Origin of the sequence: Streptomyces calidiresistens, from assembly GCF_014141525.1 — a bacterium.
In the GTDB taxonomy this organism is placed as follows: Bacteria; Actinomycetota; Actinomycetes; order Streptomycetales; family Streptomycetaceae; genus Streptomyces; species Streptomyces calidiresistens.
Map to the genome: position 1 here is coordinate 1 of NZ_VKHS01000099.1, position 10,872 is coordinate 10,872.

Annotated in this window: 11 protein-coding genes and 1 pseudogene; 3 read left to right on the top strand and 9 right to left on the bottom strand. The window is 69.0% G+C overall.

All coding sequences use genetic code 11. The annotated features are described in order from the left end of the window. From FOE67_RS06840 to fxlM, 7 genes and pseudogenes are all read right to left on the bottom strand, one after another. Window positions 1-742, bottom strand: a 742-nt coding sequence (locus tag FOE67_RS06840; protein WP_182661511.1) for an ATP-binding protein, incomplete at its 3' end; no start/stop codon positions are given. Beyond that, window positions 739-2,415, bottom strand: a complete 1,677-nt coding sequence (locus FOE67_RS06845; protein WP_323384389.1) for a Mu transposase C-terminal domain-containing protein — start codon at window positions 2,413-2,415, stop codon at window positions 739-741. The genes FOE67_RS06845 and FOE67_RS06840, both read right to left, overlap by 4 nt. 17 nt (window positions 2,416-2,432) lie before the next feature. Continuing rightward, window positions 2,433-2,789: a hypothetical protein gene (locus FOE67_RS28995; protein ID WP_228473629.1), complete on the bottom strand. Its 357-nt coding sequence runs from the start codon at window positions 2,787-2,789 to the stop codon at window positions 2,433-2,435. Then, window positions 2,786-3,550 carry a TnsA-like heteromeric transposase endonuclease subunit gene (locus FOE67_RS06850; RefSeq protein ID WP_182661527.1) on the bottom strand — a complete coding sequence of 255 codons (765 nt, stop codon included), beginning with the start codon at window positions 3,548-3,550 and terminating at the stop codon, window positions 2,786-2,788. The genes FOE67_RS28995 and FOE67_RS06850 overlap by 4 nt, the downstream gene beginning before the upstream one ends. A gap of 71 nt (window positions 3,551-3,621) precedes the next feature. Continuing rightward, a pseudogene (locus FOE67_RS29000) lies at window positions 3,622-3,726 on the bottom strand (NUDIX hydrolase); the annotation flags it as partial. Between the two features lie 131 nt (window positions 3,727-3,857). Beyond that, entirely contained in the window at window positions 3,858-4,172 is a 315-nt protein-coding gene (locus tag FOE67_RS06855; RefSeq protein WP_182661513.1) for a hypothetical protein, read from the bottom strand. Window positions 4,173-4,209: 37 nt separating this feature from the next. After that, the gene (fxlM, locus tag FOE67_RS06860; RefSeq protein ID WP_228473630.1) at window positions 4,210-5,523 is read right to left on the bottom strand and encodes a methyltransferase, FxLD system; all 1,314 of its coding nucleotides are present in this window, start codon (window positions 5,521-5,523) and stop codon (window positions 4,210-4,212) included. A gap of 502 nt (window positions 5,524-6,025) precedes the next feature. Between fxlM and FOE67_RS06865 the strand changes: the two genes are divergently transcribed. Beyond that, entirely contained in the window at window positions 6,026-6,265 is a 240-nt protein-coding gene (locus tag FOE67_RS06865) for a hypothetical protein (RefSeq protein ID WP_182661515.1), read from the top strand. Between the two features lie 10 nt (window positions 6,266-6,275). Here the strand turns inward: FOE67_RS06865 and FOE67_RS06870 are convergent, their stop codons facing one another. Beyond that, window positions 6,276-6,527 carry an integrase gene (locus FOE67_RS06870; RefSeq protein ID WP_182661517.1) on the bottom strand — a complete coding sequence of 84 codons (252 nt, stop codon included), beginning with the start codon at window positions 6,525-6,527 and terminating at the stop codon, window positions 6,276-6,278. A 90-nt stretch (window positions 6,528-6,617) separates the two neighbouring features. Between FOE67_RS06870 and FOE67_RS06875 the strand changes: the two genes are divergently transcribed. Together FOE67_RS06875 and FOE67_RS06880 are read left to right on the top strand one after the other, a co-directional pair. Beyond that, window positions 6,618-7,253, top strand: a complete 636-nt coding sequence (locus FOE67_RS06875; protein ID WP_182661519.1) for a helix-turn-helix domain-containing protein — start codon at window positions 6,618-6,620, stop codon at window positions 7,251-7,253. Then, window positions 7,250-8,797: a tyrosine-type recombinase/integrase gene (locus FOE67_RS06880; protein ID WP_182661522.1), complete on the top strand. Its 1,548-nt coding sequence runs from the start codon at window positions 7,250-7,252 to the stop codon at window positions 8,795-8,797. Before FOE67_RS06875 ends, FOE67_RS06880 begins: the two co-directional genes overlap by 4 nt. A 180-nt stretch (window positions 8,798-8,977) precedes the next feature. On the opposite strand, the gene FOE67_RS06885 is transcribed toward FOE67_RS06880, so the two are convergent. Continuing rightward, on the bottom strand, window positions 8,978-10,872 hold a 1,895-nt coding region (locus tag FOE67_RS06885; protein WP_182661525.1), incomplete at its 5' end, for a UvrD-helicase domain-containing protein.

A 10,872-nucleotide genomic window follows, 5' to 3' on the forward strand; every position in this document is an offset into this window, starting at 1 on the left:
GGTGGGAGGGGATGAGGGTGAAGCGCCCGGCGATCTGGGCGCCGCGGGTGCCGGAGAGCAGGGTGCTGTGCTCGATGTCGATACCGGCGTAGACGAACGTGGCCGGGATGCGTTCGGAGAAGTACTTGAGCGTGTCGGCGACCTCGGCGCCGTGCCGGGTCGTGAGCGAGATGTTGTGGAGTTCGTCGACCAGGATCAGGCCGGTGCGGGCCTTGGTGCAGACGCCGACGACGGACTCGATGATGTCGGTGATGTTGAACTGGCGGGTCGTGGGCAGGCCCAGGAAGCGCGCGAACTCGGCTGCGATCATGCGGGGTGTGGCGGCCGGCGGGACGGTGACGTAGAGGACCGGGATCCGGTCGGGCGAGGTCGGGTGACGGGATCGGTCCTGCAGCTCGTGGGCGAGTCCGAGCTGCGTGATCGCGATGGTCTTCCCGGTGCCGGCCGGACCGGACACGATCAATCCGCGGCGGGCGCTGATGGCGTGACGGTTCAGCAGGACGAGCCGGCGTCCGCTGGTGACGGTATGGCGGACCGTGGAGGTAGCCACCACTCGCAGGCGTGCGTGATAGTCCAGACGTGCTTCGTCGTAGCGTTCGCGGTCCGCGTCGTCCAGCGCCGCGTACTCGTCCGCGGACAGCAGGACCGGTGGCGCGGGCGGTTCCTGTGTGAACTCGTGCCAGCCCGCCCGCGTGCTCAGGTGCCGCTCTGCGTCGGCGGCCATGGTCTGCGGCGTCGTCATGTGCGCTTCCAGGGGTTCTCGCGGGGATCAAACAGACCCAGGGGGATCACGTCGGCCAGCGGCTCCTCCGCCTCGGCGGGCTCATCGCCGACGGCCTCGCTGACAGGTTCAGGCTCCGGGGCCGGTGCGGGTGGCGGCAGCGGCGTCGAGGGGCGGGCGGCCCTGGTGCGGGCCGCGACCCGGCGGTCCTTCTTCGAGGTCTTGGCCTTCTGCGCCTGCTCAGGCCCGGCATGGGCCCGGGTCAGCAGGGCGGCGACCGCGTCGGCGATCTCGGCCTCGGTGGCGCCGGGCAGCTTGCGGGCCTCGTGGTCCCAGGCCAGCTCGCCGAAGGGCACCGGGACGCGGTTCAGGTGCTTCCAGAACGCCGGCACCCACTCGCCCCGGCCACGGTGGTTGCGTACCCAGATCCGGGAGACGTCGTAGGGGTCGCGGTGGACCTCCCAAAGGCCCCGTTTCGCTGTGACGCCGGAGTGCTGGCGCCGCATCGGGCCGAGGTCAGCGCTGTTGTAGGTGCGGTTCTTGATCTTGATGCCGTAATCGTTGACGACCCGCCACTCGGCGGGCAGCAGCTCGATGTAGTCGTCACCGCCCAGGGCGACCGGGACGTAGCCGCAGGCTTCGACGAGGGCGGCGTACTTCTCGTTCGGCGTGAACAGCCGGCCCGGGTGGGCCGGGTCACGCAGCCCGTCGTGCGGCCGGTTCTGCCACTTCGCGACGATCCACTCGTCGAGCAGGTCCTGGAGCTCTAGCAGGGACCATGCTCGCCCCTGGTCCAGGTTCCGGCCTCGGTGTTCGGGGCTGCGGCCGGTGTAGGTGGGCAGGAACTGGGCGAACAGCGAGGCCACCGAGCCGAGCATCCGCTCGATATGCCCCTTCTCGAAGGGCGAGCCCTTGTGGGTGGGCAGGAACTCGATCTCCAGGAAGCGGCAGGCGGACTTGAAGTTCCGCGAGATGAAGACCTTGCCGTGGTCGCAGACGATCGTCTCGGGGACGATCACAGGCCGGGCCGCAGCGTGCTCGAGGCGCTCGTCCAGCGTCAGCAGACGCCGGTGCGGCAGCACCGACCGGGACATCCTCAGCCCGTCCACCCATCCCGGGCGCATCGGCTCCGGGGTGACGGTGCGAGCCAGCAGCACGCTGGCGTCGACCGACTTCGTCGTGGGCCGCAGCACCGCCGCGGTCAGCGACCTCGTCGCGACATCGATCATGGCCGTGAGCTCCACCTTGCCCACCACTCCGTTGTCCAGGAGAACCAAGACGTCGAGCGGGGTGGAGTCGATCTGCATGACCTCGCCCGGCGCGAACACCGACAGCTCGCCGAACTCGCCACTGGCTCCGTGAGCCCGTGACCTGCGGGTCGTGGCCGAGCCGAAGGTGTGCGTGTTCCGAGTGAGTTTGTCCAGCAGCCGGTAGAGGGTCCGCTCGGACGGCAGCTTGACCGCCTGGCCGGCTGATGTCTCCTTGAGGATCTCGCCGGTCCGCCAGAGCAGGAACGTTCCCCGGCGGGTCGAGGCGTCCGTCGCCTCGGCGATGGCCTGCCGCATGGCCGCGACCACGGCGTCATCCACGGAGCCGAACTCGCGCTTCTTGTGGACAGGACGGTGGTCCGCGAGCCCGACGACCCCGTCGGCCTGGTAGCGACGCCGGTAGTTCGCGACCGTCTGAGCAGCCACTTTGTGGCCAGCGGCGGTCAGCTCGGCGGCCTTGGCCCGCTGCCGGGCCGCGGGCGTGTCCCCGGCTCGGCGGTCGGCGGCAGCCCGTGCAGGACCTCTAGGATGTGCCCCTCCCACCACAGGGCCTTCTCCATCACCGCCTTCGGGAACGTCTCCAGAAACGAGGCCGCCGGCAGCGGCTGGCGCACGGGGATGTCGACGACTGCGAAGTCCTCGTCCTTCAACAGCGCGTCCAGCTCGACGACCACCACCGGCCCGTCCGTCTCAGTCAGCTTCACCGTGGTCGTGGTCACCGCCGTGACCGTCCGGACCTGCCCGCCGAAGCGGACCCAGGCCCCGACCCCGATCCCCGCCGGCCTGCGCATCCCGTTCACCGAACCCGCTCCTTCCAGACCAGGCTGTCGTCGTGCAGCAGTTCTCCGCGCAGGTCAGCGGCCAGGACGCCGGACCACACCAGGTGAAAGAGCGCCGGCAGCACCTCCAGCCGGTCGCCCACCTCCACCACTCCGGCCAGCAAGGGCACGGGCTCCTCGAACACATCCAGCAGCCGTGCTGCGACAGGCCACCGCAGACACCGGCGCCGCCGGTAGCGCGCCAGCCACCGCACATTTGCCATGAACACCGGATCCGGCACCTCGACCCGGACGAACTCCCACCCCGCCGCCTCACAGGCATGCCGCGTGGCCGTGAACGACTCCGCGGCTGCCTCGTCGACCTGGTCATCGGCCCTCACGTCAACGACACGGCCGCGGCCGTCGGCAAGCCGCACGAAGTAGTCAGGCGCATGCCGCCGTGAACGGGTGCCGTCATGCCAGTGCAGCCAGAACGGCTGCGAAGCAATCCCCACGACCTGCGGATCGCGGTCCATCAGGATCAGGCGGTCCCGCTCCAGCCACGACTCGTAGCCGACGTGGTCCCGAGCCGTCACGCAGTAGTACCAGCCCGCGAAGCTCTCAACACCCTTGGTCCACCGGAAGTCGCGGACCGGTGCCGCCGCCTCGAACCGCGTACCCCAGACCTGCCCCAAGGGCCCACGCCGTCGCTGCCCGGACTCGAAGAAGTCCAGCTCAAAGGCCGACAACGCAGCATCGCCGTACGCAAGAGCGGACGCCCCCCACCCTGCCCCCAACCCCATCGGTCCAAGATCAATGGCAGGAACGTAGTGGTTGTCCAACTTCCCTGGCAAACGATCCAGGTTCGGTGTCAGGGAACATGCCAGGTCGGGCCGGGCGCGCCGTCATCGCGCCGGCACACGAGCAACACCCGGGCATCACGGACGACGACCGCGATGGCGACGTGTAACGCCTGAGCGGATACGGCAGCGGGCGAGCGCCCCGGCTGTCACCGGCGCCTGCCACCGCCCGGGTCATGCCCGATGACTGGCGCCGGCACCATCGATCACCCTATTTCCTGCACGTCCGGGTCACACCCCGTGGGGCGAGTCAGGGGGCGGTGTGGTGGGTGATGACCGAATCGCTGAGCGCGGCCGATTCTTCGAGTTCGTGCTGCAGGTTCTCGGGGATGCTGCCCTGGTTCAGGGCGAAGGCGCGGAGGGCTGTGGTGAGGGCTTGTTTCTCCTTGTTTTCGAGCACGAGCGAGGGGTTGGGGTGGGTGAGCAGTTCGCGGGCTACGTAACCGTCTGGTGTTGAGAGGGCTGTCTTCAGGAGGTGAGGGGTGGTTCGGGCGGCGTGGGCGAGGTCGCTGATCTCGTAGACGCGGTCGGCGAAAGGTGGGCAGGCCGGGCGTGGGCGGGGCACGAGGGGGAAGCGCCGGGCTACCCGGTCGGCGTCCATCTCAGTGCCAGGTGATCACGATGCGGTTCAGGGCATTGTCGAAGGAGAAGCGACCGGGCTGCGGTGCGGGGTGTGGAGCGATGAGGGGGTGGATCTCGAAGTCCACGTCGCGGTTACGGAAGTCGCGGTCCCAAGCGCGGATGTGATCGGCGACGTGGTGGATGAGGGCGTGGTGGTGGGGGCCGTGGCCGATGACACCGAACTCGTAGAGGGTGGCGCCGTCGGGGGCTTTGTGGACGGCGGGGCGACGGGTGAGGTAGGTGAGGGTGCCGCTGTCGTCGAAGGTCGCGGTGGAGGAGGGGTAGGGGGCAGTGACCAGGCCGTTGTCGATGGCCCGCGGGGTGGTGGGCATACGGCTGAGACCGTTGGGGAGGGTGCAGGTCAGCCATAGCTCCAGCCATTCGGCTGACTCCGGGCCCCGGAAGGTGACGCCGGTCCATGCCTCGGTGCGGGGCTGGTGGAAGACATCGGTGAGGGCTTCGGCGTTGACGGTCTGGTCGCCGTTGGTGACGAGGGTGACGGCGTTGTCGGGGGCGAGAGGCACGATGGTGCGGGGGTCGTCGGCGATGCCGCGCCGCAGGGGCATGAAGGTGTTCATCCGGCTGGAGACGCTGCGCCAGATGCCGTCGGGCTGCGGAGCGAAAGCGATAGAGCGGGAGACGCTGCCGCGCAGGCGCAGGGGGGTGAGCAGGCGCCCCGTCGGGGCGAGCTGGTCGAGCCAGGCATGGGGGACGCCGTGGGCGCCGACGGTGGCGATGACCCGGTCATAGGGGGCGTTGGAGGCGTAGCCGAGGGCGCCGTCGCCGTGGATGACGTCCACGTTGCGGAGGCCGGCGGAGGCGAGGGCGGTGCGGGCGCCGTCTACGAGGTCGTGGTCGACATCGATGGTGGTGACGTGGCCGTTCGGGCCGGCGAGGTGAGCGAGGAGGGCTGCGTTGAAGCCGGTCCCGGCGCCGAGTTCAAGGATCTTCTGGCCGGGTTCGACATCGAGCTGTTCCAGCATGAGGCCGACGACGTCGGGCTGCGAGGCGCAGCTGATGGAGGCGCCGTTGTCGTCGTCTTTGATGCTGACCGGGGCGTTGCCGTACGCCTGCTCCAAGGAGGCTTGGGGAACGAAGAGGTGGCGGGGGACGGAGCGCATGGCGTCCTCGACGCTGCGCGTTCGCACACTGCCGTCCTTGATCAGGCGGTCGACAAGCTCGTTGCGGAGGCGGTCGGCGTCGCTTGTTTCGATGGTGTCGGTCTTCACCTCGGTGACCGTAGTGCGCTGCCGGCTCTCGGCGTGGGGCGACGCGGCGTGGTCGCTCGTTCCCATGACTACCTCTTTCGCGAGTGTTGACAGGGTGTGCTGGATCTCGCCGGGAGGCCCGGGCGGTTCCAGTGGAAGATGACGTGATGGGCCAGTACGCCTCGGAGGCCCCGTACGAGATGGCCCCGGTGATTGAGGTCCGCCGGCTGCCGGCCCAGCCAGTGGAAGGCGGTGATCCAGTCCGTGAGGTGGGTGAGACGGCCGTCGGTGATGACGGGGCTGGTGGGGCTGACGTCGACCGTCATGAGGCGGTGTACGGCGGTGCGGAGGCGTGGCGGGGGGGTGGCCTTTCCTGTCCTGCCTGCTGAAACGACCACGACGCCCCGTGGATGGCCTACTACGACTAAGCCCAACACCAGGGCGACACCGGTCCCGCCATCTTCGACCTCGCCCTGCTCTCCGGCGCCTCGCCCCGCTGCCCGGGGGGCCACCTCCGGCAGGCCGTGCTGCACCACTCCGACGCCTACGCCCGCTCCCGCGCGATCTCCGCACCAAGCTCGCCACCCTGATGATGCACACCGGCGACCCCCGGGAAGCCTTCGAGGCGTACTGCACCGCCTACGGCTACGACGTACGCGACTGGGGCGGCTACCCCACCCTCCGCAGCATTCGCGAGCTCCGCGCCACCACCGTCGCCTTCCAACTCGCCGACCAGGGCACCATCCCCCTCCATCAGGCCCGGTACCGCCTCGCCTGCCTCCGCGGCCACCACGGCCCCCGCCCCTGGGCCTGGACCACCATCGCCTAACACTCTCCGCTCACGCGCACAGCCCCGGCTCGGCGATCTCCGACGCACTCGGCTCAATGGCGAGGACGCGGAGCAGGTCGGCGGTGATCACGCGATAGGCGTTGCCGAGCCGGAGCACCTTGACCGGGTACCGGCCTCGCTTGGCCAGGGCGTAGCCGGTACTGCGGCCTATCGACAGCGCGCGGTTGGCGGTGTCGAGGTCAATCGCCGCCGGCAGGGCCAGCAGCTCGTCGCGGGTCATGCCTTCACCGGCAGTGGCCATCGTGCTCTCCGATCGTCCGAGGACTCAGCTGACGGAGAACAGGTATCACGGATGTGGCGACAACACTTTTTTGATGTATGAATTGCACCCATGACAACCGATGACTGGTCCGCGCAGCTCACCGCCCGGGTGGCCGAGCAGATCCGTGCCGCGCGCAAGGCCGCCGGCCTCACCGTGGCGGAGACCGCCGACGCCTGCGCCGCCCTCGGCGCCCCCGTACAGAAGACGACCATCACCAACCTGGAGACCGGCCGTCGCGCCTCGGTCGATCTCGCCGAGCTCCTGGTCCTCGCCCGGGTGCTCGGGGTCCCCCCGGTCGCCCTGCTCTTCCCACTCGGCTCTGCCCCCACGGTCGAGGTCCTGCCGGGAAGAGAAGTCCCGGTCTGGGACGGCCTCGCCTGGTTCACCGGCGAGACCCCCCTACGGGCACCCGCCCCCGAGAACAGCGCCCGGCACCTCCTGGACACGTTCCGAGCGCACAGCGACGCCGTCGCGACCGCCATCGCCTCCACCGAACTCGCCAAGGAGCGACGGCGGAAAGCGACCACGACGCTGGACCCGGCCCGTCGTGCCGCACTGCTGGAGGTGGCGGCCTCGTATGAGGAGCTGGCAGCCGAGGACCGGAGGGAACTTCGTGCTCTGCGGCAGCGGATGCGGGAAAACGGTCTGCAACCACCGCCCCTGCCGGACGAGGTGCGGACTGCCGAGTCGGAGGATGCCAGGTGAAGAAGGGCTCCGCCACCCGTCGATGCTTCTGCCGGGATCCCGAGACCGGGAAGGAGTACGGCGCGCGCTGCCCGAAGCTGTCCAACCGGCGGCACGGCACCTGGAACGTTCTCCAGGAGCTGGAGCCCCGCCGGGACGGCACTCGCCGCCGGTTCCGCCGCTCGGGCTTCGCCACCTCCAAGGAGGCGACCGAGGAACTGGGCAGGATCCGTGCGCTGATGGCGATACCGGAGAAGGACGATCTTCCCGGTCAGGTCGCCATCAGCGATCTCTTGGAGGAGTGCGCCAAGAAGAAAGATCCACTGCCCGACTACGACGAAACCCGGCGACGCTTCAGGGTCGGAGAACCACTCGACCCCAAGACCACCGTCGAGGAGTGGCTCGAGGAGTGGCTGGCCGGGAAGAAGCGCCTGCGTCCCAACGGGGTCAAGCGGTATGAGGTCGACATACGGGTCCACTTGAAGCCCCATCTGGGCCACCTGCGGCTCGACAAACTCCGGGTCGCCCACATCAGCAGGATGTTCGAGGCGATCAACGAAGCGAACATCGAGATCACGGAACAGAACGCCCAGCGTCGGGCGGCCGTCGATGAACTGAAGTCGATCCCGTTCAAGGGCGCGGAGAACCGCCTCCGCCGGAAGCACCTCAAGGCGGCCATCGACCGGATGCCGCCCTTCCGCCGCCCCACCGGCCTCAACACACAACCTCACATCAAGGCCACCCTGCGCGCGGCGCTGAACGTTGCGATCGCCCAGCAGCGAATGCCGAACTTCAACCCGGCCGAGCACGTCGAGCTGCTGCCCGGCACCAAACCCAAGGCGTTGATCTGGACCGACGAGCGCATCGCCCGCTGGGAGGCGACCGGGGAGAAGCCCTCTCCGGTCATGGTCTGGACACCGGAACAGACCGGGCGCTTCCTCGATCACACCGAGAGCCACCGGTTGAGGGTGATGTGGCGGCTCATCGCCTTCCGAGGGCTCCGTCGCGGCGAGGGCTGCGGCCCCCGCTGGGTGGACCACGACTACGCCGGCTCCTCACTGGCCGTGGCGACGCAGCTGGTCCAGGACGGCTGGGAGGTCATCGAGGGAGCCCCCAAGACCAACAGCGGCATCCGCGTCATCGCGCTCGACAAGGAAACCAACGAGGACCTCAAGGCGCACCGCGAGCAGCAGGAGCGGGAGCGCGCCGAGTGGGGTGACGCGTGGGTGGAGACCGGCCGCATCTTCACCGAGGAGAACGGCACCCTGCTCCACCCCGGCAAGGTCACCGACCTCTTCGAGCGTCTCGTGGCGGAGGCCGGGCTGCCGCCCATCCGCCTCCACGACCTGCGCCACGGCGCCGCGACGCTGATGCTCGCGGCCGGCGTGGACGTGAAGGTCGTCTCCGAAACCCTCGGTCACAGCGACACCCGTATCACCCGCGACATCTACCAGGCCGTCCTCGACGACCTCGCCCGCGAAGCCGCTGAAGCCGTCGTCCAGCTCGTCCCCCGAGCCCGCGGACAGCGCCACCTTCGGGCGGTCCCCGATCAGTCGGCCGGCTGATGCTCAACCCCGGCAGGGAAGGCCCGGGGACGAGCGAGACCGGGATGGCTCGTGCTCCCTGGCTGTCGTGCCCCTCCGAGGTCTGCTCTCCCAGCGAGAGAGACAGATCTCCGCCAGGGTGATGAGGGGGTTGGGCGGCTGCACGTCGCAGCGTCGCAGCGTCGCAGCATACGTTCGGGTCTACACCGGTAGGAACGGGCTTGGCCTGCCGTGCCAGGAGATGCGCAAGGCGTCGCGAGCTCGGGTGATGGCGACGAAGAGCTGGTTGCGGCTCTTCTTGAGTTCGCGTTCATACCGCTTGGGGTCGGTCGTCTTGTACTTCTCGATGAGGGCGTTGCGCGGGAGGATGCCGTCGCACACCCCGACGATCGCGATCTTCTGGTACTCGAGCCCTTTGAAACGATGCATCGTTCCGATGTGAACCTCCCCGCCGCCCTGTGGTCCGTCCTTGGTGAGGGTCGCTGTGGTGATGCCGTGTTTTGTCTCCAGGTCGGCGGCGACCCGGCCGGCCATGTCTCCGTCGGCGACGCAGACGGCCATGGCACCGTTGGGGTCGCGTACGGTGCCGTCCTCGGTTGGCCGGGTGATCTCCGCGCGCCACTGCTTGAGCGCCTCGGCGAGCCGGGTGATCTCGTCGGTCCAGTCGGCGCAGGCGACGTATTGGGGGGAGGGGCCGTGCAGCAGCGAGTGGTAACCGTCGAGGGTGTCGGTGCCGTCGTCAAGGTCGTCGTACGTGGTCCCGTGGACGATCTTGGCTGCCTGGTGGAGGATCTCTCGGGTGGTGCGGTAGCTCAAGGTCAGTTTTGAGGAACGGCCACGGATGTTGATACCGACGGTGGAGAGGGTGACCTGCCGGTCGTAGATCCGCTGGTGGGTATCGCCGGCGATGAACAGGTCATTCGGGCCGGGCGCAACCATGGCGCGCAGCATCTTCCAGTGGGCCGGGCTGAGGTCCTGGGCCTCGTCGACGACGATGTGCCGGTACCGGTGACGGAGGTAGCGCATGGCGGAGCTGTTGTCATCGAAATGGATCAGGTCCCCGCCGCCGATGGCCTCCTTGTGTTCGGCCCGGGTCCGGATCTTGCGGGCGCGCTCCATCTCGTAGCGGGCCGCGCGTTCGGCGGCTTGGGCCCAGGTCTCGCGACCCAGTCCGTTGAGGCGCAGGGTGAACTGGTCGAGCAGCTTCCAGATGGCCGCGCGTTCGGGCCGGTTGAGGGCGCGGCCCATACCGGCGCGACGGACCTTGAAGTAGTCCTGGCGGGTGGCCAGGGATTGGCCGAGGACGATCTGTTCCCATTCGTCGAAGAGGAACTCGGCGTCCCAGCGCTGTTCGTCGTGTTCGAAGAGAACCTCGCGCAGGATGTCCAGGGCCCGGTCGTCGCTGATCAGGCTGCGCTGCGCGCCGGGGGCGGTGTTCTCGGTGAGGACCCCTTGGGCGAGCTGGTCGATGTGCTTGATGTCGATGCGGCTCAGCAGTGCCGGGTCGACGAGTGAGGTGAGCCGGGAACGCAGGTCAGCGGTGAGGTTCTTGGTATAGGTGGTCAGCAGGATCGGCTTGCCGTGGCCGGGGGGCAGGGCGGCCGCGAGGCGGGCGACGCGGTGCAGGGCAATGATGGTCTTGCCGGTGCCGGGTCCGCCGCTGACCCGGGCGGGCTTGCTGTAGTTGCGTTCGACGATCTTGCGTTGGGTGGGATGGAGGTAGACCTTCCACGCGCGGAAGTCGCCCTCGGCCAGGACGTTGCGGATGTCGTCGTCGACCGTGGTGACCGCGGTCCGGGTGAGAGCCGCGCTCATGTCGTTCTCGAAGCCCGGTTCGAGCTCGGTGGAAGCGGGCTGGGTGATTTCGCGTTCGACCTCGTCGACGGTCATGCCGGAGCCGAGCCCGGTGAGGACCTCGGCGGTCAGGCGCGGTGCGCCGGCGATGAGTTGGTCGAGTTCTTCTTCGGCGGTGACGGTGAGGGCAAGGTCGATGAGGGCGTCTGCGACGCCGAGGCGACGCAGGTCCTCGGCGTCGCAACCGAGGAGGAGTGGTTCGGTGGTAACGGCCGGCTGCTCGTTCTCGGCGGGCGGGGGGG